At 65.4% G+C, this 25644-nt stretch carries 14 protein-coding genes; 3 read left to right on the top strand and 11 right to left on the bottom strand.

Annotated elements, in window-relative coordinates:
- Nucleotides 1-1881 precede the first annotated feature (1881 nt).
- The 3 genes from JS531_RS05115 to JS531_RS05105 all read right to left on the bottom strand — a co-directional run bounded on the left by JS531_RS05115 (nt 1882) and on the right by JS531_RS05105 (nt 8091).
- Nucleotides 1882-3423, bottom strand: a complete 1542-nt coding sequence (locus tag JS531_RS05115) for an amino acid permease (protein WP_240542062.1) — start codon at nt 3421-3423, stop codon at nt 1882-1884.
- Nucleotides 3424-3644: 221 nt separating this feature from the next.
- Nucleotides 3645-7160, bottom strand: coding sequence for an FtsX-like permease family protein (locus JS531_RS05110; RefSeq protein WP_240542061.1), 3516 nt, complete (start codon nt 7158-7160; stop codon nt 3645-3647).
- A 226-nt stretch (nt 7161-7386) separates the two neighbouring features.
- Nucleotides 7387-8091, bottom strand: coding sequence for an ABC transporter ATP-binding protein (locus tag JS531_RS05105; protein ID WP_214313909.1), 705 nt, complete (start codon nt 8089-8091; stop codon nt 7387-7389).
- A gap of 321 nt (nt 8092-8412) precedes the next feature.
- On the opposite strand from JS531_RS05105, the gene JS531_RS05100 reads away from it, so the two are divergent.
- Nucleotides 8413-9888 carry an amino acid permease gene (locus JS531_RS05100; protein WP_214313632.1) on the top strand — a complete coding sequence of 492 codons (1476 nt, stop codon included), beginning with the start codon at nt 8413-8415 and terminating at the stop codon, nt 9886-9888.
- A gap of 153 nt (nt 9889-10041) precedes the next feature.
- Here the strand turns inward: JS531_RS05100 and ilvC (JS531_RS05095) are convergent, their stop codons facing one another.
- The 5 genes from ilvC (JS531_RS05095) to JS531_RS05075 form a co-directional block, all read right to left on the bottom strand.
- Complete coding sequence (ilvC, locus tag JS531_RS05095; protein WP_214313630.1) at nt 10042-11094, bottom strand: ketol-acid reductoisomerase; 1053 nt, start codon at nt 11092-11094, stop codon at nt 10042-10044.
- Between the two features lie 452 nt (nt 11095-11546).
- The gene (ilvC, locus tag JS531_RS05090; protein WP_214313621.1) at nt 11547-12599 is read right to left on the bottom strand and encodes a ketol-acid reductoisomerase; all 1053 of its coding nucleotides are present in this window, start codon (nt 12597-12599) and stop codon (nt 11547-11549) included.
- A gap of 376 nt (nt 12600-12975) precedes the next feature.
- Nucleotides 12976-14340, bottom strand: coding sequence for an MFS transporter (locus JS531_RS05085; protein ID WP_214313619.1), 1365 nt, complete (start codon nt 14338-14340; stop codon nt 12976-12978).
- A 490-nt stretch (nt 14341-14830) separates the two neighbouring features.
- The gene (locus JS531_RS05080) at nt 14831-15994 is read right to left on the bottom strand and encodes a LacI family DNA-binding transcriptional regulator (protein WP_214313617.1); all 1164 of its coding nucleotides are present in this window, start codon (nt 15992-15994) and stop codon (nt 14831-14833) included.
- A gap of 465 nt (nt 15995-16459) precedes the next feature.
- A complete protein-coding gene (locus JS531_RS05075; RefSeq protein ID WP_214313615.1) occupies nt 16460-18118 on the bottom strand; it encodes an MFS transporter in 1659 nt (552 codons plus the stop codon).
- Between the two features lie 358 nt (nt 18119-18476).
- On the opposite strand from JS531_RS05075, the gene JS531_RS05070 reads away from it, so the two are divergent.
- A complete protein-coding gene (locus tag JS531_RS05070) occupies nt 18477-19949 on the top strand; it encodes an ABC transporter permease (protein WP_240542045.1) in 1473 nt (490 codons plus the stop codon).
- Nucleotides 19946-21181, top strand: coding sequence for an ATP-binding cassette domain-containing protein (locus tag JS531_RS05065; protein ID WP_214313613.1), 1236 nt, complete (start codon nt 19946-19948; stop codon nt 21179-21181). The genes JS531_RS05070 and JS531_RS05065 overlap by 4 nt, the downstream gene beginning before the upstream one ends.
- Nucleotides 21182-21288: 107 nt before the next feature.
- Here JS531_RS05065 and JS531_RS05060 read toward each other — a convergent pair whose 3' ends face one another.
- From JS531_RS05060 to JS531_RS05050, 3 genes are all read right to left on the bottom strand, one after another.
- Entirely contained in the window at nt 21289-22110 is an 822-nt protein-coding gene (locus JS531_RS05060) for an HD domain-containing protein (RefSeq protein WP_214313611.1), read from the bottom strand.
- Between the two features lie 75 nt (nt 22111-22185).
- Entirely contained in the window at nt 22186-23058 is an 873-nt protein-coding gene (locus tag JS531_RS05055; protein ID WP_214313609.1) for a class II glutamine amidotransferase, read from the bottom strand.
- 167 nt (nt 23059-23225) lie between these two features.
- The gene (locus tag JS531_RS05050) at nt 23226-25616 is read right to left on the bottom strand and encodes a KUP/HAK/KT family potassium transporter (RefSeq protein WP_214313607.1); all 2391 of its coding nucleotides are present in this window, start codon (nt 25614-25616) and stop codon (nt 23226-23228) included.
- Nucleotides 25617-25644: the final 28 nt, after the last annotated feature.

The following is a 25644-nucleotide window of genomic DNA, read 5'->3' as shown; positions in this document are numbered from 1 at the left end:
GCCGACCGCATCACCCGGCGACGGCAACGTCGCCATGCAGCCGTCACCCATCGGCACAACCCCAACCAACGCAACCCCAACCGTCACAACCCCAACCAACGCAAGCATCTGCAACATCACGCCACATCGGCAACAACACCACGGCCCCGTGGCACACAACGTCAAAACCACCTTCGACCCGTCAACCGTGCCCCGAGACATGCGTCGACCATCCGCTGAAACCAGACACTCCGATCCAACTACGCACCGGGAATCAGTGGCGCGCAACGTCATAACGCCCAGCCGCACAGTTGCGCGCCAGCGCCCCGCGGTACGCAACACCAGAACCTCCCCCAACCCCGTCTGCATACCGGAAGCCAGTGGTGCACAACACCGAAAACGGCCAAGCGCACGGCTGTATGACAGGAATCGGCGGTACGCAACGTCGAAATGGCCAATCACATGGTTACGTACCAGCGTCCCGTGGTACTCAACGCCAATACCGCCCCCAATCCGCTTGCGACCCATTCGCAGACCCCTCGGAAAGCTTGAAATTCCAACGTTCCCGGAAAACCAGTACGACACGCCCCTCGCAGAGCGATTGGTACACGACGGGGAAAGGGCCCGGAACCGCATCACATACCACGAATTCCTGGTACGCAACGGCTTCACCACTGCAATCATGATTGCATACCACTCCCCGGGCCGCGAAAGGTACGATGCACCGCCCCGCATCGGACACGTCGCCACCAGCCCTCCCCCTATCCGGCGGACGCCTCGACCGATCGCGACACCCGAAACCCTCCATCGCATCACAATCGGCGAAAACAATCACAAATAACCGAAATTGAACATGGCATGAGCGTTTCAGCACATAGAAGAGCACACTTTTCAGCGCGGCACACGTAGAATGGTGTGATTTACCTTACAAAACCTCGAAACCCCCTTGCAGCCCCTAGTCTTCAGGACCCCAACGGCGTACACTGAATTCCACGTACGGCACGGAAGCCTACGTACCCAAGGAGGGGAAGGGAACCATGGAACGGAATATTTGCTGCATAGCAGGATGCACCCACGAAGCCCAAGAGGCGGGTATGTGCAACGCACACTTCACATCGGCACTCGTGCACGGCACGCTGCAATACGTCACACCCAGCGCACGCCCGGCACGGCACCTCGCCACCTGCTGACGCCGTTCCATCTCGCCGGCCCACGCAATGACGACGCGGACACCGCGGAGGCATCGACGCCGGAAGGCGAGTCCCGGGACTTCAGCGAGGCCACCGGCAACGTACATGGCGACGTCGAACGCCGCATAATCGAACATCGGGCTGCCGCAGGACGCCACGGCGCAACACGGCGAGCCGCATCATCGAAGGAACCTAAGATGCCCGCACACGGCGGGATCTTAGGTTTTCGTGTCTTTACAGGTGTAACAGGGGCAGCGGGGGCAGCGGCCGATAATCGCGACAACACCGCGGCCACCGCGACAAGCGACCGCTGGGCAACCCCCAAAGGCCGAATATCGCGACAGAGACAACTCCACCGCGGCAATCGGCCGCCCAGCACCGTTTAGCGGCCGAAAGTCGCGGTCAACAAGTCCCCGGCCGCGACAAACGGCCGCTGGCTAATCCCCAGAGGCCGAATATCGCATCAGCACCAAGGCCATCGCGACTAACGGCCGCCCAGCACCTCTCAGCGGCCGATGGTCGCGGCCAACAGTCCTCCACCGCGGCAAGCGGCCGCTGATCAACCCCCAGAGGCCGAATGTCGCAGCAGCGCCAACCCCACCGCGACTAACGGCCACCAACCACCAACCGCGACCGTCAGCCAACCACCAACCGCGCGTCAGCCAACCGCGAACCGTCAGCCCAACGACGAGCGACCGGCGCCCAACGCAGCCTACCCGCGCAGCGCGGCCTTGAGATCGCGGTTCTGGAAGCGGTCATGGAGCAGACAGTATCCGCCGAACACCGCCAGCCACACCAGCCCGGCGACGCCGGAGCCGATGGTGTCGTCCGCGAGGAACAACGTCACATAGATGAACACGAAGAACACGATCGCGAAGGTGTTCGTGAACTTGTACGCGGGCATCACGAAGCCATCGCCGATGAAGTCGGCGGACCGACGGTACTTCTGATGCGCGAGCATCGTCAGGATGTAGATGAAGATGATCACCGCGGACGAGGCGGACGAGAACAGCACGAACGCGCTGTGCACCTGCGGGAACGCGTTGATGACGGGCGACATGAGCACGCACGCCGCCGAGATGAGGATCGCGCGAGCCGGCACACGGCGCTTCGACACCACGCCGATCTTCGAGAACACGGGCGATTCGGATTCGCTCGCCAGCTGGTAGAGGTGGCGGCCGGCGGAGTACAGCAGCGAGTTGAGCGACGAGGACGCGGCCGTGATCACCACGAAGAACACCAGTGCGGACGCCCAGTTCAGCCCCGCATACTGGAACACCATGATGAACGGAGACGCGAACGAGCCGTCCTTGTTCGGCTGGAACGACGTCCACGGCACGATGCACATGATGGCCAGCAGCGCACCCACGTAGAAGATGAGGATGCGCATGATGATCTCGTTGATCGCCTTCGGCAGCACCTTGCGCGGATTCTGCGTCTCGGAGACGGTCACGCCCACGAACTCGATGGCCTCATAGGCGAAGAACACCATCTGGAAGCTCATCAGGAACGCCAGCCAGCCGTTCGGCGCGATCGAGAAGTTGTCGAACAGGTTGGCGAGGCTTGCGGAGCCGGCTGGCGAGACGCCGTCATGGCCGGGGATCTGCACGGCGTTGTAATGGTATCCGATCACCACCATCACCACGGCGGTGACGATCATCGCGCAAATCAGCGTGATCTTGATCATCGAGAACCAGAACTCCGCCTCGCCGAACGCCTTCACCGCCACCAGGTTGATGGTGGCGAGCGCTACGAGGAACACCAGCTCGATGAGCCATTTCCATGGCGTCAGGTCGATGCCGAACGTGTTGAAGAACGTGATGAAATACGTGGACACGGCGGTGATCTCCGTCATGCCGATGAGCACGAGCACGATCCAGTACGACCATCCGGCGAATTTGCCCCATCCGTTGCCCAGATACCGGGTGATGAAGTTGATGAACGTGTGCTGGCTGGGGTCGCGGTACATCATTTCGCCGATGGCGCGCATGAGCATGAACATCACAAGGCCGACGCCGATGTACACGAACACGATGCTCGGACCGGTCAGCGCGATCGACTTGCCGGAGCCCAGGAACAGGCCGGTGCCGATGGTGCCGCCGATGGCAATGAACTGCACGTGGCGGTTGTTGAGGCCACGGTCCATCTCGTTGGCCTGGTCGAGGGACTCGACGGACTCCAAGGTGGAGGTGGCGGATGCGGCGGTGGCGGGATCGCCGGCGTTACTGCTGCCGGGCGCGCCGGCCGCGCCCATACTGCTTGTGCTCTTCTCGTCAGACATAGTCGGCGAGTTTACCTTGCGTTTGTTTCGTAGGGAAGAGGCTGCCTCATGCTTTGCGACTTCCCGCTTGCGACGACTTCCACGCTGTCCCGCCCACGCCCACGTCCGACCACGCCCACATCCACACCCGCCCCGTCCACGTCCACGTCCACGTCCACGTCCACGTCCACGTCCACGTCCGCTTCCCGCTTCGCCTACTCCACGCTTTTCAGCGATACCGCGGGGTCGATGCGGTCGAGCACCGGGTTGGTGAGCAGTTGGACGAGCAGCGCGAACGCGAGGGTGACGGCGGCGGCGATGAGATAGCTCGTGGGATGCACGTGGACCTCGAAGTACATGCCGGGCATGGCGAGCGCGGCGGTGAGCAGTCCGCCCACCCACCTGCCGAGCGGCAGTCCGGCCAGGATGCCGACGCCCGTGAGGACGAGCATCTCCTTGTTCACGTAGACGTGCACTTCGCGGTCGTAGAAGCCGAGGACCTTGAACGTGGCCATCTCGCGTACGCGTTCGGACACGTTCGTGTTCGCGAGCGTGAACAGCACGACGAGTGCGAGCCCGCCGGCCAGCCCCACGATGAGCGCGACCACCGCGCCCATGAGTGTGAATTCGAAGCTGCGTTCGAGTTTCGCGGTGCTGACGGCGCTCAGGATCTTCGCGTCGCGCCCCAGTTTCGCCGCGTAGGCGATCTGGCCGTCCGCCGAGCCTTTGAGGTTCGCGTAGACCGCGTTGAGTTCGACGCCGTCCGATTCGGTGCCGTCCGCACCGTCCTCGCCGAACAGCGCACGGTAGTACGCGGTCGTCAGGTACAGGTCGGAACCGATGACGGACTCGCTGACCGCCCGCACGCGCGCCGTGGCGCGCGCCGAATCGCCGTTACGCAACTCGACCTTGTCGCCCGCCGTGACGCCCAACGCGTTGGCGGCGCTGCGCGAGACGACGACGCCGGCGTCGTCCGCGTCCGTCAATCGGATCGTCGTGCCACCGTCGACGTCGCGCAACGCGGCGATGTGCGTCACGTCGGCCGCGTGCGGCACGGTGACGAGCTGCACGGTGGTCGATTCGTCGTCGGCGTTCGTCATCTCGCCGCTTTCGACGCGGGCGGACGTCACGTCGCCGGCGAGCCGGCCGTCGTCGCGCAGGCGTTGTTCGACGGCGGCGAGGTCGTCGTGGTCGGTGACGACCATCAGGTCGTACTGGTAGATGTCCTGGTACTGGCGGGCGGGGATCGCGTCGACGCTGTCGTTGATCGCGAGGCCGCACACGATGAGCGCGGTGCAGCCTGCCACGCCGCCGACCGTCATGACGAGACGCGACTTGAAGCGCATGATGTTGCGCACCGTCACCTTGTTGAGGAAGCCCATGCGTCGCCACAGCGGGCGGATGCGTTCCAGCAGGACGCGCGTGCCGGCCTTCGGCGCCTTCGGACGCATCAGCGCGGCCGGCGTCTGCCTGAGCTCGCCCGCGCACGCCACGACGGTCGCGGCGGTGACGCCCACGACGAACAGGGCGATGCCGGCCGAACCGTACAGCCAGTCGTATTCGAGGCCGACACCCGGCACCGTGTACAGGCCGTTGAGCACGACGAGCAGGAACGCGGGGATGCCGAGGAATCCGGCGAGCAGACCCAGTCCGCCGCCGATCAGGCATGCGAGCGCGGCGAACAGCACGTAGCGTGCGGCGATTGCGGCCGACCCGTAGCCGAGGCCCACGTACGTGCCGATGAGGCCGCGTTCCTCCTCCACCATGCGGGTCATGGCGGTCAGGCTCATCAGCACGGCGACGGTGAGGAACACCACCGGGAACGCGCGTCCGATCGATTCGATGGAGCTCACGTCCGATTTGAGTTGGCTGAAGCCGCCGATCGCGGAGCGCGTGCGCACGTACCAGCGGGCCTGCGGTATGTTCTTTTCGACTTGTTCGGCCTGTTCGTCCAACTGTTGCGTGGTTTCGGCCTTCTGCGCATCGAGGTCCGATTGCGCCTGGTCGAGTTGCGTCTGCGCCTGTTGGAGCTGCGGGCTTTGGCTGATGATGGTCTGGCGGAGTTCGGGGGTGATGGCGGTGGTTGCGGTTGCGGACGCGGAGGTTGGGGTTGCGGCGGCGCGGCCGGCGGACGCGGCGGCGGACCGTGAGCGCAGGGCTTGGGCGGCGAGGGCGTCGACCTGTTGGTTGAACTGGTCGCGCTGTTGGTCGAGCTGGGTCTGGGCTTCGGCGAACTTGGCGTCCGCCTCCTTGCGGGCGTCCTCGATCTTCTGTTTCGCCTCGTCGACGAGCTGTTGGCGACGGGCCTTCTGCCGCTTGGCCTGGATGGTGTCCGCGATGCGGTCGGCGACGGTCTTGACGGTGTCGTCATACCGGTCGGAGAACGTGTCCTCGGCCTTGGCGCCGGCGACGGTCAGGCTGATGGACGTGTAGACGTCGCCGGACGAAGCGTCGGCGAGCACGCCGTCGGTCAGACTGGCGGACGGCGCGAAGAACACGTAGTCGGCGGCCGCGTTCTGCCGGAACGCCTCGCTGCCGATGCCGTCCGGGTTGCTCAGGTCGTCCGGGTCGAGCACCTCGCCGGTGATGGTGAGCTTCACGGCGGAGTCGGACGAACCGGACGAAACGGACTCGTCGGGCACGGACGAAATGTCCGATTCTATAGAATCGGACGCCGCAGCCCCACCAGACACGGGAGGAACACCCGATTCTATAGAATCGGACGAAACGAAGGCCCCCGACACGGACGAAACGTCCGAACCTACAGAATCGGATACATCCAGCGCATCGGACGCCGCCCTAACGACCGAATCTATAGAATCGGACGGAACAAGGCTCTCAGAACCCGACGAAACACCAGATTCTATAGAATCGGACGAAACGGACCTACCAGACGCGGATGAAACGTCCGAACCTACAGAATCGGGCGAGGAGGCGGGCGTGACGGTGAGGACGTCGCCCACCTTGCGGCCGCTGTCCATCAGAAACTTGCGCGTGACGGCGATCTCGCCGGACTTCGCGGGCATGCGGCCGGACACAAGATACGGGCGGTCGAGCGCACCCGAACCGGCGGAATCGGATGCAGGGGACCCGCCGGAACCCGACGAAACGTCCGAACCTATAGTTTCGGACGAAACAGACGCACCGGATACGGGAGAAACACCCGATTCTATAGAATCGGACGAAACGAAGGCCTCCAACACGGACGCAACGTCCGAACCTATAGAATCGGATGCAGGGGACCCGCTGAAACCCGACGAAACGACCGATTCTATAGAATCGGACGAAACAGGCCCGCCGGAACCCGACGAAACATCCGATTCTATAGAATCGGACGCCACGGAACTCCGGGAACCCGGCAAAACGACCGAACCTGCAGAATCGGACGCGACGGACGAACCGGACGAACCGGAACCGGGCGCATCGGCGATTCCGGTGACCGTCACGGTCTTCTCCGCGCCGTCGATCGGCACCTTGACCGAACGACTGCGCACACCCTGCGCCGCCTCCACACCGTCGACCGCACGCAGGGCGGCCACGTCGTCGTCGGTCAGACCGAGCGTCGAAACGACTTGGATGTCACGCAGGCCTTGCGCATCGTAGAAGCGGTCGGCGCCGAGGAACATGTCACGGCACCCGGCATAGATGCCGGTGAGCACGGCCACGCCCAACAGCGAGATCACCGCGATCGAGACGAACCGCTTCCACGAACGCAGCCAACAGCGCGTCATGTCCTTGACGAACGCACGGGAGAGGCCGCTCCCGGACCGCTTCACGGACGGCTTCCCTCGGAGGGAGGGCTCCGCCGTCTCCCAACCTCCAGGGTCCGAGGTCGTCCCTGTAACGGCAGCGCGGAACGTCTCACGGGACGTGCGCCCCGCCCCGCGTGTGAGCCGCCGCGCCTCGCGGCGTTGGTGCTTCACCGAATGTCTTCCGGACATCGCCATGCACCGCCCCTCACCATTCGATGTCAGCGATGGGCGTGGGATGCGCGTTCGTCTCGGCGCTCATGACGCGGCCGGAACGGAAGTGGACCACCTTGTGCGCCATCGGGGCGAGCGCGGAGTTGTGCGTGATGATGAGGACCGTCATGCCTTGTGTGCGGCAGATGTCCTGCAGGAGCGTCAGCACCTCCTTGCCGGTCTCGTAGTCGAGCGCGCCGGTCGGCTCGTCGCACAGCAGCAGCTTCGGCTTCTTCGCGATCGCGCGGGCAATGGACACGCGCTGCTGCTCGCCGCCGCTCAACTGGGCCGGGAAATTGTCAAGCCGCTCCCCCAACCCGACCTTGCGCAGCGTCTCCGCCGGGTCGAAATGGTCCGGGCAGATCTGGCTCGCCAACTCCACGTTCTCGAGGGCCGTCAGGTTGGGCACGAGATTGTAGAACTGGAACACGAAGCCGATGTCGTTGCGCCGGTACGTGATGAGATCGCGTTTCCTGAGGTCCGTGATGTCGCGTCCGCCGACCACCACACGGCCCGACGTGGCCGTATCCATACCGCCCAGAATGTTCAGGGCCGTGGTCTTGCCGGCGCCGGACTGGCCGAGGATCACGGTCAGCTCGCCCTCGTCGGCCGTGAAGCTCGCGCCGTCGAGCGCGCGGATCGGCTTGCCGCCGCCGGTTGGATACTCTTTGACCACGTCGTCGAATTCGATGTACGCCATGTCGCTCACCTCGCCAATCGCATCTGTCATCGCGACGGTTCGCGGCCGTTCCATCGGCCTGCCGTCCACGGCCCACACGGTTCGCCGTCGAACCATCGCCTCCTTCTCCCATTTAACTCCATCTCGCTGGGTATCGGACGGGCGAAACGCTCACGGCGTCATCGGACGGTATCGGACGGACGGCATCGGACGCCGTCCCTCACCTCACCGTGGGACGACCGCGCGAACCGCAATCGGACGGGCATACAATACCGTCCATCGCGCCCGCACGGGATTCCCGCCGGACGTGCGTCATATCGGAACGAACAAGAGAGAGAAGTCATGGCTTCCGAAAACACGGCCAAGAAGCCGCGCGAAACCGACGACGTGCCGGTGCCGGCGACGTTGCGCAAATCGCTGAAGAACCGCCACATCCAGCTCATCGCACTGGGCGGCGCCATCGGCACGGGCCTGTTCTACGGCTCGAGCGAATCGATCGCGCTGGCCGGACCGTCCATCCTGCTCGCCTACCTCATCGGCGGCCTCGCGATCTTCATGATCGTGCGCGCACTGTCCGAAATGTCGGTCGAAGACCCGAAGGCGGGCGCATTCAGCTACTACGCCACGCGATACTGGTCGAAGCGCGCCGGGTTCATCTCCGGATGGAACTACTGGTTCAACTACATCCTCGTCTCCATGGTGGAGCTCGCCGTGGTCGGCTCGTTCGTGAACTACTGGTTCCCGGCCATTCCGACGTGGGTGTCCGCCGCCGTGTTCCTCGTGGTGATCTGCGCGGCCAACCTGCTGGGCGTCTCCAAGTTCGGCGAATTCGAATTCTGGTTCGCAATCATCAAAATCGTGGCCGTCATCGCGATGATCCTCGGCGGTCTCGCGGTCATCGTGTTCGCTCTGCCCACCGATTCCGGCGCGAAGGCGACCTTCGCGAACTGGTTCGCCGTGGACGGCGGCTTCTTCCCGCACGGACTCATGGGACGCGCGTCCGACGGCTCGTGGACCGGCCTGCTCATGGCGCTCGTCGTCGTGATGTTCAGCTTCGGCGGCACCGAACTCATCGGCATCACCGCGGGCGAGACCGAGGATCCGAAGACCACGATCCCGCGCGCCACCAACGACATCATCTGGCGTATCCTCGTGTTCTACATCGGCGCGCTCGGCGTGATCATGGCCGTGGTGCCGTGGGACCAGATCGACGGCAAGTCCAGCCCGTTCGTGCAGATCTTCGACTCCGTGGGCGTGCATGCGGCCGCCGGCATCCTCAACTTCGTGTGCCTCACCGCCGTGATGAGCGTGTACAACTCCGGTCTGTACGCCAACTCGCGCATGCTGTACTCGCTGGCCAAACAGGGCAACGCGCCCGCGTACCTCGGCCGCCTGAACAAGCATGGCGTGCCGGTGGCGGGCGTGCTCACCTCCGCGGTGATCACCGCGATCGCCGTGGTCGTCGTGTTCGTGTGGCCCGAGTTCGCGTTCAACTATCTGATGTCCATTGCGACGATCGCGGGCATCATCAACTGGACGATGATCATGATCACCGAGATGAAGTTCCGCCGCGTGGTCGCCGCCGGCGGGGCTCCCGCGGATACGGCGCTGGCCGGGCTGTCGGGTTCGGAGGCGCTGGACGCCATCCACTTCAAGCTGCCGTTCGCACGCGTGACCCCGTGGGTGGTGCTCGCGTTCCTGGCGCTGGTGGTGGTGCTCATGTGCTTCTCCCCCAGCTACCGCGTGGCCGTGATTGCCGGCGTAATCTGGCTGGCGATCCTGTTCGTCGCGTATCAGCTCACCCAGGCGCGGAAGTAAGGCCTGCGCACGGGCGACATCGCCCACGAATGCGAAAACCGCCGCTCCGGACGAATCCGGGCGGCGGTTTTCACGTTACGTAACGGGCTCAGCTCAGTCCAGCGGTCTCACGGTCGAAGCCGAAACCGAAACCGGAACGAAGCCGAAACCGTCTCACTGCACCTGGGCACGGGCGATCTTGCCGGTGAAGGAGTTGGCCTCGTCGGCGTCCTTGACGCCGTCCTTGTTCCAGGAGAACATGGCGCGCAGCTTCGGGCCGACGGTCTCGATGCGCTCGTTGGAGTACTTCTCCTGCAGCTCCTTGAAGTGCGGGGCACCGGCGTCCTGATCGTCGATGAACTCCTTGGCGAAGGAGCCGTCCTGGATACGGCCCAGGTGGTACTCCATGCGCTGACGGCAGTCCTCGTTGATGACGGTGTTGGTGTAGTCGCCGTACTGGGCGGTGTCGGAGCAGGACCAACGGGCCTTGTTCAGGCCGCCCTCGTTCATGAGGTCGACGAGCATCTTGAGCTCGTGGCAGACCTCGAAGTAGGCGATCTCCGGCTGGTAGCCGGCGTCGGTGAGGACCTCGAAGCCCATCTCGACGAGCTTGTTCACGCCGCCCATGAGGACGTTCTGCTCGCCGAAGAGATCGGTCTCGGTCTCCTCCTTGAAGGTGGTCTTGATGGCGCCGGCGCGCAGAGCGCCGAGGGCCTTCGCGTAGGCGAGGGTCAGGGCCCAGCCGTCGCCGCGCGGGTCCTGCTCGACGGCCACCACGACCGGGACGCCACGGCCGGCGGCGTACTCACGACGCACGATGTGGCCCGGGCCCTTCGGGGCGACCATGAAGACCGGGTGGTCCTCGGACGGCTTGATGTAGCCGTAGTGGATGTTGAAGCCGTGGGCGAACGCGACGGCCGCGCCCGGCTTGATGTTCGGCTCGATGTCGTCCTTCCAGATGTTGCGCTGGTACTGGTCGGGCGCGAGGATCATGATGACGTCGGCCTCGGCGGCGGCTTCCGGCACGGACTTGACTTCGAGGCCCTGCTCCTTCGCGAAGTCCACGGACTTGGAGGTCGGACGCAGGCCGACGACGACGTCGACGCCGGAGTCGCGCAGGTTCAGCGCGTGGGCGTGGCCCTGAGAGCCGTAGCCGATGATGGCGACCTTCTTGCCTTCGAGCACGGAGAGATCGCCGTCGTTTTCATACCAGATCTGTGCAGCCATGTAGCACTCCTTGTACTTGCGTACCGCCCGTGACGTACGTTCCGCACGAGCCGGCACACGGTGTTGTTGTGGTTGCGCATTGCGCGCGTTTGGCACCCGATTCCGTCCGCTCCAATTGATTGCCTTGCGGCGGCGGGATGGCGCCCAGCGTTGAGGATTGTGTCCTCGGAACTGTGACTTATCCTACAGATGATGCCCTCGTCGCCGCCTGTCCGTCCATAACGTGGGCCGAATTCCGCCTTTGCGAACCGAATCGTGGACGCGCCAGCCAGACCAGGACGAACGAAGCCGGCCGGTCCAGATAAACGAAACCGGCCGGTCCAAGACGACCGAAGCCGGACAAGGACAAACGAAAACCGCCACCCCGTGATGCACAGATGCACACGGAATGGCGGTTTCGACACAACGATGCAATCGTCGCTCACGCGGTCAAGCTCAGGACCGCGCCCACATCACTGGACCTGGGTACGAGCGATCTTGCCGTTGAAGGACTCAGCCTCGTCCTGATCCTTGGCCGGGCCGTTGTTCCAGGAGAACATGGCGCGCAGCTTCGGGCCGACGGTCTCGAGGTGCGGGTGGGAGAACTCCTCCTGCAGCTTCTTGAACTTCGGGGCGCCGGCGGCCTGATCATCCATGAACTCCTTGGCGAAGGAGCCGTCCTGGATGCGCTTGAGCTGGTACTGCATGCGCTTCTTGGTCTCCTCGGTGATGACCGTGGAGGTGTAGTCGCCGTACTGGGCGGTGTCGGAGCAGGACCAACGGGCCTTGTTCAGGCCACCCTCGTTGGCCAGGTCGACCAGCATCTTCAGCTCGTGGAACACCTCGAAGTAGGCGATCTCCGGCTGGTAGCCGGCCTCGGTCAGCACGTCGAAGCCCATGTCGCACAGGTGGTTGATGCCACCCATGAGGACGTCCTGCTCGCCGAACAGATCGGTCTCGGTCTCCTCGGTGAAGGTGGTCTTGATGGCGCCGGCGCGCAGGGCGCCGAGGGCCTTCGCGTAGGCGAGGCACAGCGGCCAGGTCTTGCCATCCGGATCCTGCTCGACGGCGACGACCACCGGGACGCCACGGCCGGCGGCGTACTCACGACGCACGATGTGGCCCGGGCCCTTCGGGGCGACCATGAAGACCGGGTGATCCTCGGACGGCTTGATGTAGCCGTAGTGGATGTTGAAGCCGTGGGCGAAGGCCAGGGCGGCGCCCGGCTTCAGGTTCGGCTCGACGTCGTTCTTGTACACGGCGGCCTGGTACTGGTCAGGCAGCAGGATCATGACGACGTCGGCCTCGGCGACGGCTTCCGGCACGGACTTGACTTCGAGGCCCTGCTCCTTGGCGAACTCGACGGACTTGGAGGTCGGACGCAGGCCGACGACGACGTCGACGCCGGAGTCGCGCAGGTTCAGCGCGTGGGCGTGGCCCTGGGAGCCGTAACCGAGGATGGCGACCTTCTTGCCATCGAACACGGACAGATCGGCGTCCTTCTCGTACCAGATAGTTGCTGCCATGATTGGCACTCCTTTATGTTGTTCGGTATGCCGAACGAAAACTGCACGTCCGACAATCGGTGAGATTGCTGACGGCCTTCGGCGGGAAAGGATTGTGTCCCTTGGCGTTGAAAGTCATCGATCACTGGGGTCTATTTCTAGTCCCGCAGTGGGTGACGTGGTCCCCCACGTCCAAATATTGAGTTGCGTTTTTCAGTTATGAAATCTGAGGGGACTACGGCTGGAAGATTCGGCTGTTTTCCAACGTTCCGAGCGTCCCAACGTTCCGAGCGTCCCAACGTTCCGACAGTTCCGAACGTCCCAGCCGTAGTCGGTGCGGCGACCCGAAGGCCGTCACTTGGTGAAGTCGCGGTTCGGCAGAAACCTGCCGTGGACTTTACTTGGTGAAGTCCACGTCCTTAGTCTCCCGGCAGGAGAGCACGGCGACGAGGCAGCACACGGCCATCACGCCGAGGTACAGGCCCACGGAATGCACGCCGAAGTGCGCGCTCAGCCAGGTGGCGATGGTCGGCACGAAGGCCGCGCCGACGATAGCGGCGAGGTTGTAGCCGATGCCGGAGCCGGAGTAGCGGACGTTGGCGTCGAACAGCTCGGGCAGGAACGCGCCAATCGGGCCGAACGCGGTGCCCATGAGGGCGAAGCCGACGCACAGGAACACCATGTTGGCGAAGAAGTTGCGCTGGCCGACGATCTGGCCGTTGAGCAGGAACGGGAACAGCGCGGCGAACACGACGAGCAGCACGGACGAGGTGATGATCACGCGCTTGCGGCCCCACTTATCGGCGTTGACGCAGGAGATCACGATGAACGCGGCGAACACGCAGATGGCGATCATGAGCATGAGCAGGTATTCCTGGTTGGTGAAGCCGAGGCCACCGCCGCCTTCGCCCTGCTCCTTGGTGCCCCATGCGAGGGACCAGGTGGCGAGCGTGTAGAACAGCGTGTAGGTGACGGCCACGAGGAAGGTGGCCTGCAGGACCTGCTTCCAGCTCTTGCGGAAGACCTCGACGATCGGGGCCTTGACGACCTGCTTCTTCTCCTGGGCCATGCGGAAGATCGGGGTCTCCTCCATGTGGACTCGCACGACGAGGCCGACGATCACGAGCACGGCGGAGAGCAGGAACGGCACGCGCCAGCCCCAGGCGAGCATGGCGTCGGAGTCGTTGAACGTCTCAAGCAGGAAGTAGGTGCCGTTGGACAGGAAGAAGCCGATCGGGGCGCCGAGCTCCGGGAAGGAGCCGTACAGGGCGCGCTTGTTCTCCGGGGCGTTCTCCGTGGCGACCAGGGCCGCGCCGGACCATTCGCCGCCGAGGCCGATGCCCTGGATGAAGCGCAGGAGGCACAGGATGGCGACGGCGAAGACGCCGGCCTGGTCGTAGGTGGGCAGGCAGCCGATGAGGAACGTGCCGACGCCCATGGTCATCAGGGAGACGACCAGCGTGGTCTTGCGGCCCATGCGGTCGCCGAAGTGGCCGAACACGAGGGAGCCGAGCGGGCGGGCGATGAACGCGATGGCGAAGGTCAGGAGGCTCATCAGCAGCGCGACGGTGGGGTTGTCCTTCGCGGAGAAGAAGATGTGCGGGAAGTAGTTGGCCGCGGCGGTGCCGTAGGCGTAGAAGTCGTAGAATTCGATGGCGGTTCCGACCATGGAGGCGGCGATCACGGTCTTGACGGAATCGCGGGCCATGGCCTGCAGCTTGCCTTCAGCTGCGGTCTCAGTCGTTGTCTCGACTGCACTCATGGGATGTTCTCCTGCAAATGGGTTGGGGTGTTTCTCTCTCTTTACTGCGGAATTCACGGCCGGCCGTGGTCTTGTGGACCTTGTGGCGGGCAATGAAAAAGCCCCGCGGTTGCGCAGGGCTTGAAACGTGGATCCGCTCTCCGCCCTGCCTTCGCCGGCGGGGCTCAAGCTTGGACGCTCGAATCAGTCCGCCAGCGAAGACGGGATAATAATTCGTGCGGACAGCAGAGCGACGTCAACGGCGGTCAGAACGGAACCGTTGGCGGTGGTGTGGGCAGTGTATCCAGTCATCGTGGCGAACCTCCTTTCGATGTCGAAGTCTTCCATCGGGCTTGTATCGCTCGATCTGTGCAGACAACTTAGGAGCGGCCATTCCAGCAAACCAGCAGGGTTTCACTATGTGAACAGTTTTACCTGACCGTCGATTTCGCGTTACGTCCCGTTCCGCCGGTCCGGCTCCGCCCGCCCGACGACGTACGCCGCGCGACGTTCAGCGGGTGGAGTCGCCTTTGCGCAGGGTCAGCGGGACGAGTTCGGTGACGGATCCGAGCAGGCGTCCGTCGCCCACGGAGACGGACGATGCGGCGGGTTCCGCCGTCGAATCCGTCATGGTCTCCGATGCCGCGGCCGACGACGCGGCCGCGTCCCGCGCACGCGTCCCGTCGCGGCCGCTCTCCCCTTCGATGAGGGCGGTCATGCGTGCGGCCACCGCGGCGGCGAGCGCGTCGACGTCCTGTCGGACGGCGGTGAGACGTACGCCGGCGATGTCGGCCAGATACGTGCCGTCGTAGGCGACGACCTGCAGGTCGCGCGGGATCGCCGCGCCGCGTCGGATCGCCTCCTGCACGCACAGGGACGCGCCGATGTCGGAGCTGACGACGGCGTCGACGTCGTCGTACCGGTCGAACAGGTCGCGCATCGCGTCGGCGTACCCGGCGAAGTCGGAGACCTCGCCCGCCTCGACGTAGTCGTAGCGTACGCCGGCGGCGGCGAGCGCGTGTTCGAGCGTCAGGTAGTAGCGGACCGTCGGGAAGGTGGTGACGCCCGCTTCGGCGAGTTCGCCGGCGTCGAACGCCCCTTCCGCGTCGAGATCGTGGAATTGGGAACGCGGGCCGCCCACCATGACGACGTGTTTCGCGCCGGAGTCGATGAGCGCACGCGCGACGAGACGGCCGCCCTGCTCGTGGTCGGATCCGATCGAGGGGATGCCGGGGCCGAGGTAGCGGTCGAACGCGACGACGGGCCGGCCGATGCCGGTCCAGTAGCCGGATGGGTGCGCAGTGTGGGCGGCCATGACGATGCCGTCCATCATGTGCCGTTGGAGCATGTCGACGTAGTCGGCCTCGCCTTTGTCCGAATCAGCGGTGGAGCACAGCATGGTGCGCAGGCCGCGCGCGGAGAATTCGCGCTGCAGCGCGGCGGTGAGGGTCGCGAAGAACGGGTGGCGGATGGTCGGCACGATCACGCCGATCATGTTGGTGCGGTTGTGCGCGAGGTTGCGGGCGAGCTCGTTGGGGATGTAGTCGAGCGCGCGCATGGCCTCCCGCACTTTGGCGCGCATGTCGTCCGACACGTATCCGGTGCCGTTCACCACGAGCGACACCGTGCTCAACGAGACTCCGGCCTTCCTGGCCACGTCACGCATTCCCACCATGGTGCAATCCGCCTTTCATCCCACTATGCATCCCACTGCGTATTCCACCGTCGACGCCGTCTCGCCGTCTTACCGTCCGATTCTATAGAAACGGACGTTTCCGGGCCTCACAGCCTCGCCGCAACACCCCATTCTGCAGAATCGGACGTTTCCGCACCTCAGACCGGACCGCAACCGTCCCTTCCTTAAGAATCGGACGTTCGCAGGGTTCGGACCGGCCCCATAACGCTCGATTCTATAGAAACGGACGTTCCCGGACCTCACAGCCTCGCCGCAACATCCCATCCTGAAGAATCGGACGTTTCCGGACCTCAGGCCGAACCGCAACCGTCCCTTTCTTAAGAATCGGACGTTCCTGGACCTCAGGCCGGACCACAATCGCCCCTTTCTTAAGAATCGGACGTTGCCGAGGTCCTGAGCTCCCCCGTAACGTCCGATACTGAAGAATCGGACGGCGGCCGGCCCTCACTTGCGCGCAAGGAACGCCGCGACGGCGACGCACACGGCAGCCGCCGGGAACAGGGCCACGTATCCGAGCGAAGCCGGCACCAGCATCACCACCACGGCACCGACGACCACACCGAAGGCCAGGCCCCAAGGCTTGGCGGCCGCGTAGACGCCCAGGTCGCGGCCCGCGGCACGCGGATCGGGCAGGGCGGCCACCACGAGCGGCTGGACGAGCACGTCGATGAGGCCGAACGCGAATCCGGTGATGAACGAGAACACCATAAGACTGCGCTCCCCGCCGACGGCCACGATGGCGAGGCCGGCGAGCAATCCCAGCACGTACAGCACGCAGGCCATCATCACGGCCACGCGCGAATCGCGCCACCATGCGCCGAACCCCTCCTCGAGCTTGTCGGTGATGGCGCCGGCGGAGAACGTGGCGAGCAGCGCTCCGGCGAACGTGGCGAGCGCCATCAGCGCGACGAGCATGCCGGCGGGCAGCGTCATCGGGGCGGACGTGAGCTTGGGGTCGTCGCCGTAGACGGCGAACCGCACGATGTACCACAGGTAGGCGCCGGTCATGCCCACGGCGGCCATCATGAACATGCGGGACCAGACGAGCCTGCGGAACGGCTTCGACTCCGGGCCGGACGGCATGCGCACGGCGGCGAGCGCCATCGTCCAACTGAACGGGGTGTGCGGCTGCTCCTCGCTGGAGGGTTCGCGCGGCCAGACGAGCACGGTGGCGAAGCCGGCCACGGCGAACAGCACTGCGGCGCACAGGAACGGGTTGAACGCGCCGAACGCGATGGCCAGGCCGCCGATCACGCCGCCGGCCGCCTGTCCGGCGATTACGCCGATCGCGTTCCAACGTTCGATGACGTCGCGGAACTTGTCCGGCACGCGTTCGGACAGCGCGGAGGCGAGCGGTGCGACGAGCATCGCGTACGAGAACTGGAGCGCCACCCAGAAGACGATGAGGCCGGCCACGTTCTGCAGTGCGCCGAGGGCCAGGGTGAGCAGGGCGCTCAGCACGCCGCCGACCACCAGATACGGGGTGCGGCGTCCGAACCGGACTCGGGTGCGGTCGGACAGGGCCGCCACGAGCGGCGTGAAGAACACGGAGGCGATGGCGCCGAGGCACACGATCGAGGCGAGCGCGGGCGCCAGATGAATGGCGGAGACAGAGGCGGCCGAGACGGCGGACGGGCCGGATGCGCCGGACACACTGGACGCGCCGGACACAATGCCGGCCAACGCGGCCTTGGTGTCGATGCCGAACGCCAACGCCACCTGGTTGGGGATGGCCACCAGATTAAGGGCGGCCCACGGCGCGGCGATGAGCATGGATCCCGCGGCGAACGCCCACTTGAGACGCGTCACCTGCGCGGCGTCGGGGCGTTCGCCGTCCGCGGCGACCATCGGGTCGCGCATGTCGAGGAAGGAGGAGGCGTAGTCGGGCACGGCGGTGTCGACCGCGGCGGCGGCCGCGACGGACGCGGTGCCGTCGGCGGCGAGACGGGCGGTCTGAACGCCCGGCTGGTCGGCCGAGGCCTCCGGAGGCAGGCGCTTCGGGTCGGCGGCCAAGCGGGCGACGGCGCTCTTGTCCTCCTTGCTCAACGCCTTGTCGTAATCGGGCCTGTCATCGATGCCCGGACGCACATACGGTTCCAACATGGCTCGCTCCTTGGTCGTCCCAACGTCTGGTTCTCTCTGCGGCCATTCTATCGCGTATCGAACCGGTACGGCATCCTCCCACCGCCCTTCCCCGGCTCGCGGGCTGGACCGCGCCGACGTCACGCGACGCCAGTCGGGAGAACGGCTCCCGGCGGCCGCGACGACCGCCTCCATCGGCCTGGTTTCACAGCATGCTCCCAGCTTCAGGCAAGACAACGCACACGATTGCCGATGTAGTGTCTTACTGTTGAACTGAAGATTGCATCAGTGCCCGCCGCCATCGCCATACGCACCGCATCAGGCGCGCGCGAAGCCGCGGATGCAGAGAACCGGAACTAGGGAACTGGAGAAGTAACGCATGTTCGTTCTCACCAACGCCTGGCGCGCCGTGACGCGACGCTGGGTGACCTCAGCGCTGACCGTGGTGGTCGCGCTCCTCGTCTCGTTCGGCAGCATCGTCTCGCTGTCCGTGCTGCAGGAGCACTCCGACGCCCACGGCACCGACTACAACGCACAGACCCCCAACGCCGTAATCAGGCCCACCGCCGCCACGAAGGCCGACATGAAGGGCGACGACGCCTCCATCACATCGAAGTACCTCACCATCGAGAACTACGGCACCTACGCCACCGCCGCACAGACGCAGGGCGTCTCGTTCACGTACACGCTCGCCCAGAGCGTGCCGGTCCGTCAAAGCAGCAGCATCAAGGCCATCCCCGGCAGCGCGGACGAATCCGCCGACAAGACCGGCGGCGAATTCACGCTGCTCAGCATGTACACCGGCCAGGCCAAGAAGGCCAACGAGTACGGCAACTACACCGTGGTTGAGGGCAAGAAGCTCAACGGCTTCCAGGACACCACCTCCCAGAGCGCGCTCATCTCCAAGAGCGTGGCCGAGAAGAACAACCTCAAGCCCGGCGACAAGTTCAAGGTGGGCGACCCCTCCGACTCCTCCAAGACCTACGAGTTCACCGTCCGCGGCATCTACGAGTACGACGACGACTCCGACGGCGGCAACGGCACCTACTCCAAGGCGCTGCCCAAGCTCGCCAAGGACAACCGCGAGAACGTGATCTACACGACGTACGCCGCCGTCTACGGCAAGGGCCTCGACCCGCAGGACGTCAAGGACGGCAGCTGGTCCAAGCCCGACCTCAACGTCATCTTCCAATTCACCGACGTGGCCACGTACAACAAGTTCGTCAAGCTCGCGAAGAAGGCGAAGCTGCCGAAGGGCTATGAGCTCACCTCCCCGATCCTCGAATCCTATGAGGCGTCCGTCGCGCCGCTCGACTCGCTCGCCGCCAAGGTGCGCCCCGCCCTGTGGGTGCTGGCCATCGGCGGATGCGTGGCCCTGCTGGCCCTGGCCGTGGCGCGCAGCTGGTTCGGCCGCACCGAGGAGATCGGCATGGCGCTCGTCTCCGGCGTCACCAAGCCGCGCCTCGGATGGCAGTTCATGGTCGAATCGTTCATCCTCACCGTGATTCCGGTGGCCGTGGGTCTGCTGGCCGGCGGCTTCGGCGCGAAGGCCATCGGCTCGGCGCTGGCGTCCGGTCACGCCACGCCCGTCACGTCGTCCATCGTGTGGACGATGGTGTGGGACGGCCTCGCTTTGATCGTGGTGCTGGCCGTGGTGGCGATGCTGCGTCCGGCGACGTTCCGCAACGCGGCCCTGTTCCAGGCGGCCGACGCCGGCAAGGGTTCCGTCGGAAAGGCCGATTCCGCGGACAAGACCGCCGAAAGCGACGACAAGACCGAACGCCCGTCCGCGGGTGACGCTGCGGACGAAGCCGACGACAAGGACGCACAGCACGAGGAGGAGCAGGCATGAGCGACGCCGACAAGACCGAGAACACCGAGGACCTGACGGCCGAGGCCGAAGGCCAGGTCGCGGCGGACACCGCCGAAGACACCACGGAGGCTGCCGCCGAGGACCAGACCGACGAGACCGACGGATCCGACGAGACCGACGACAAGGACGCGGCCGACGAGCAGGTCTCCTTCAGCGTCGTCTTCGACGACGACCCCGCCGTCGCCCTGCCTGAGGACGCGCTCGAGACCGAAACGGACGAGACGGACGCGGACGCCGACACGGCGGACGAATCGGGCGACACGGCGGACGACACGGACGCGTCGGAGACCACGGCATCGGCCGACGACGAACCGCACGTCCCGCAGGAAACCAGCGTGGAGACGGCCAAGCGGAACGCGAAGCGCGTCGACGCGACCATCGCCCTCGCGGCGGACAAGCTTGCCGACACACAGCCGGCCGACCCGAACGAGATCCCCGCGGCGACGAAGGCGAACGCGACCTCCACGCATGACATCCACGTGGCCGCCGCGCAGTCGCACGCACGGCTCGGCCGCCAGGTGGACGACCGCGTCCTGCTCAAGTCGTACCCGAACTTCTCCCTCAACCACGCCACCACCACGAACCGCAAGTCCGGCCGTCACGTGCTGGACAACGTGTCGATGGCGTTCTACGCGGGTTCCCTGTACGCCATCCGCGTGCTGGACGACGAGGACGACCCCGAACAGCGCGTCACCCTCATGCAGGTGCTCGGCGGCTTCGTCATCCCCACCTCCGGCGCGGCGATGACGAAGAGCTCCAACCTCGCCGAACTCGAGATCAACGAGCTGCGCGGCCACCGGCTGGGCCTCGTGCCGCAGCGCTACGCGGTGCGCGGCGACCTCGACGCCGAAGCGAACGTGCTGTACGCCATGAACGCGTCCGGACGCACCTACCTCAAGCCCAAGCCCATCGCGGCGCGCGAGTTCCTCGCGCGCACCGGCTTCGGCGAAGCCACGAACGGTAAGAAGGTGGGCGAGCTGTCCCCGCTGGACCAGAAGCGCGTCGCCATCGCCCGCGCCATCAGCTGCGAGGCGGACACGCTCATCCTCGACGAGCCCACCAAGGGCCTCGACGAGCAGGACGCGAAGGCCGTCCTCGCGCTGCTGCGCACCATCGCGCACGGCCGCGACCCGAAGCGCGCGGTCATCATCGTCACCGCGCAGGACGACGTGGCCGAAGCAGCGGACAAGGTGTACACACTGGAGGATTGAACGCAACGACATTCGCGGACCGCGGTGAGGCCCGAGAATATCGAAGCCCCGGAGAGCCCGAACGGAAATCGGTCCCTCCGGGGCTTCACCGTATCCGGCGATGACGGTCAGATGACGACCATGTGGTATTCGGCGGCGAGCGGCTCCACGTCCACCACGCCGTACTGGTCGAGCAGTTCGAGCCAGCGGCGCTTGTTCTCCTCGCCGAAACGCGCGGCGCGCCTCGTGTACGAGGCGGCGGTGACGAACTTCGGCGGCAGCGACTTGCTGTTGTACTTGTCGGCCACCATCACCGTCTCCTGCTCGAGGTTCACCGGCACGTAGTCGGCCGGGGGCAGCGGCAGCTCCTGACGGATCACGTCCTCACGCGTGAGCCCCACGCCGGTGTGGTTGCGGGCGAACTGGGCGATCTCCTCGTCCACGCCGTTCTCCAGCAGGTACTCGTAGCCGAGCAGCCCGTGCTTGATGTACTTCTTGCCGGCGAACTTCAACGGTTCGCCGTCTGTGCCGTCGTGCTTGAGCACGCGGTACGTGCCGATGTCGTGCAGCAGACCGCCGATCGTGACGAGATGCTCGTCGATGAGCCGCGACGGCACATGGCCACCGGTCACGCCGTCGGACGGCGGCACAGCGAGCAGGTTCGCCGGAGCGGCGGTTGCGGGGGCAGCTGTTGCGGGCGAGTCGGACGGCCCTGCAACCGTTCCAAGCCCGGCGAGCACCGCCTCCGCACCGGCCGCGGACGGGGCGCCCAGTTCCGCCGCATCCTTCGGCAGCGTGCAACGGCGGGCGAACAGCATGTTCTGGCGGTGGGCGAGCATGCGGGCGATGCGCGCGACGATTACGCAATGCGTGTGGATCAGGTTGTACGCCTCCTCGGAAGGCGCGATCTTGTGGTGGAGCTCTTCGATCTGCTCAAGCGTGGGAACCATACCGCCATTGTATGGCGCGCATAGGGCGGGCGCGGAACGCTCCGGCCGGCACGCGCCGACTCCCAGGCTGGGCGCTCAGTCGATGGAGCGGATGGACCATTCGCCGGTGCGGTTGGAGGCGACGATCATCTGGTCGTTGCCGAGCTCCTCCCAGCCGTCGGCCTCAGCCTGTTCGAAGCCGGAGGATGCGACGACGATGCCGGCAGGCGCACCGTCCTCGTTGGTGAGCGCGCGGTAGCGCATCACACGGTAGTCCTGCGCCTTCTCCCCCTGACCGTACTCCTCGTAGATCTCGACGATGCGCGAGGAGGTGCGTTCGCGTCCGGCCGCGTTCAGGGCGATGAACTGATCCTGGGACTGGATCATGCAGTTGTAGCTCGAGCGCGGGTAGGCCTGGCGCAGTTCGCGTACCGCCTGCGCCACGGCCTCGTCGAGGTCGTAACCGAAGCCGATGTATTCGAGGATCACGGCGAAGAAGATGGCGGAGTCGGAGCGACCGCCGGTGGACAGGAACACGCTGTGGTTCACCGGATACTGCTTGTTGGTCACGATGTTGCGGCCGTGCGAATCGGAGATGTCGCCGTTGTGGATGAAGCTCAGGCCGTTGGCGAAGAACGGCTGCTGGTTCTCCAGGATGAGCGGCAGGTTCGAGGAGGCGAGGCGCAGGTGCCACAGGGCGCCACGGGCCGGTTCGGAGGCGAGTTCAGGGAACACGGGGTCGAAGCGCGCGGCCACCGTGGTCTTGTACAGCTTGGTGCCGGTCTCCGGCGCGGGGGCGCCGCCGTCCTCGGTGCCGGGGGTCTCCACCGGCTCGTACAGCATGGCGCAACCCCACCCGTCGTTGTGGATCTCGCTCATGTCGCGGTAGTCGCCGACGGCCTCGGTGCCCAGGATGGCGTCGAGACTGAGGTTGAACCCGGCCGTGGCGTATCCCAGTAATCTGCACATAGTTGGCTACCATAATGCGGTCTCGTCGCGACGCGCCTTTTTCGCTATAAGTGTTGCCTATAGCGCCTCGACGCACAGGTTGTCGACGCACAGCCGCGCGACGACGCCGACCGCCACGATTGCCGACGGCTCCCGCCGACACCGACCACCACGACCGACGCCGATCCTCACAATGTGACGGCGGGGATGCCTCCGGTCGGCTGCCCGTCGCGCCCGCCGCCGAACCTGGCGCTCCGCCCCCGTCCGGGCGAGAGTTCGACGGGCTCGCCGATGCGCTTGAGCCGCGGAGGCCGGCGCGTGGAGACGAACAGCGGCTGCACCTCGACGAGCGGATTGTACGGAGCCAGTCCGAACCATTTGACCGGCGAGCCGGCCAGATGACGGATGGCGTACTTGGTCTGCAGCGAGAGCGCCCCGCGGGCGGACACCTTCGATTCCGGCATGAGTGCCTTGTGGATGAGCACGTAGCGGATGGTACCGATGTTCGGATCCGCGTCCACCTTCGGGTAGATGGATTTCTGCTGGGGCAGTTCGCCGCTCTTGGACAGGTCGTGCATGATCTGATGCAGGTAGGCGGGGATGGACTGGGAGACCTTGAATCCGAGGCGGATGCGCACGCGGAACAGGAAGTCGGTGCCGAAGTTCTCCACCTCGTATTCGCGGGTGAACGGGTTGTCGGTGGTCTCCACGCTCACCGCCCACCAGGCGCGGGCGCGTTTGGGATGGTCGGCGAAGATGGAGAAGAAGATGTCCGTGTCGAGGCGCTTGGTCTCATTATCGGACGTCAGGTACACGATGTTGTCCGCGAAGTAGGGGATGCGGAAGTCGCCGTGCAGCTTCTCCAGGGTGGGCAGGAAGTCCTTCGTGCGCATGTGGCGGCGTTGCGCGCGTTCCAGCTTGGTGCCCTCGTCCCACGTGTACATGACGAACAGGATGGCCACGGTGAGCAGCATGGTGAACCAGCCGCCGTGGAGGAACTTCGCCATGGAGGCGATGAAGAACATGCATTGGATGGCGAGGAACACCAGGAGGAACACGATCGCGCCGAGCCGCCGCCCCGTGTACCAGATGTATACGGCGAGCAGGATGGTGGTGGTGATCATGGTGATCGTCAACGCCAGACCGTAGGCGGCGGAGATGTGTTCGGAGTCCTTGAACATGGCGAGCACGAGCAGCGTGGCCACGCACAGCACGCCGTTGACGACGGGGATGTACAGCTGGCCGCGCGTGCGGGCCGGATAGCGCACCTGGAGGTGCGGCATCCAGTTGAGGCGCGTCGCCTCGGACACCATGGTGAACGCGCCGGTGATGAGCGCCTGGGAGGCGATGACGCCCGCGGTGACGGACAGGACCACGGCCACGTAGCGCACGTTCGGCGTCATCATCTGGAAGAACGGGTTGAGCGACGCCATCTTCATGTAGCGGGCGTCATGGTGGTGGGCGAGGATCCACGCCCCCTGTCCGAAGTAGTTGCAGACGAGCGCGATCTTGATGAACGGCCAGGTGAAGTAGATGTTGCCGCGTCCCACGTGGCCCATGTCCGAGTACAGGGCCTCGGCGCCGGTGGTGGAGAGGAACACGGTGCCCATGAGCGCGATGCCGGCCGCATTGTGCGGGCTGAACAGGAACCGCACGCCGTACACGGGGTTGAGCGCGGCGAACACGGTCCAGTCGTTGGAAAGGTTCGCAAGCCCCACCACGGCGAGGAACGTGAACCAGATGAGCACGATGGAGCCGAACACGCGTCCAATGCTTTCGGTGCCTCGCGACTGCACCATGAACAGCACCACGATGATGCAGACGGTGATCATCAGGGTCAGGCTCGGGTCCTCGTCGAACACGTGCTCGAGCGGCGGCAGCGTCTGCAGGCCCTCCACGGCGGAGCTGATGGACACGGCCGGGGTGAGCACGGAGTCGGCGAGGAACGCGGCGCCTCCCACCATGGCGGGGATGGCGAGCCACGCCCCGCGGCGTCGGATGAGCGAGTACAGCGCGAAGATGCCGCCTTCGCCGTTGTTGTCGATCTTCATGGCGATGAACACGTATTTCACGGTGGTGATAAGCGTGATGGACCAGAAGACGAGGGAGAGCATGCCGAGCACGGCCTCGCGGTCGGCGTTGGCGATGCCGCCCTGTCCGGAGAGGAAGGTCTGCGCGGTGTACAGGGGCGAGGTGCCGATGTCGCCGTAGACCACGCCGAGCGCCACGATGGCCATCGTCCAGGTGATCTTGTTGGGGCCGGACTGCAGTTTGGCCCACCATCGCCCGAACCGTCCCTTGGCGGCGGCGGTGGAGAGCTTTTCGGCCTCCTTGTTGCGGGCTTCGGCCCGTTTGACGAGCTCCTCGCGTTCCTCCCGGGTGAGGGTCCGGCGGGAGACCTTCGGCGCGTTGGTGAAGGTGTCGGCGCGAAGCAGCGCCTCCTTCTCCTCCTTGGCCCGTTCCTCCTTGGCCTTCGCCGCGGCGGCTTTAGCTGCTGCGGCCTGCCGCGCCTGTTCGCTCGATGTGGTCTTCCCTCCCGATCTGCGGATGCGTCCGCCCTTCGGATTCGAATCAGCCATGCGCTCACCTCCATGCGGAGCGTCCCAC

It is taken from the genome of Bifidobacterium sp. CP2, assembly GCF_018555635.1.
GTDB classification, from domain to species: domain Bacteria; phylum Actinomycetota; class Actinomycetes; order Actinomycetales; family Bifidobacteriaceae; genus Bifidobacterium; species Bifidobacterium saguinibicoloris.
This window is presented reverse-complemented; position numbering and strand designations above follow the sequence as displayed.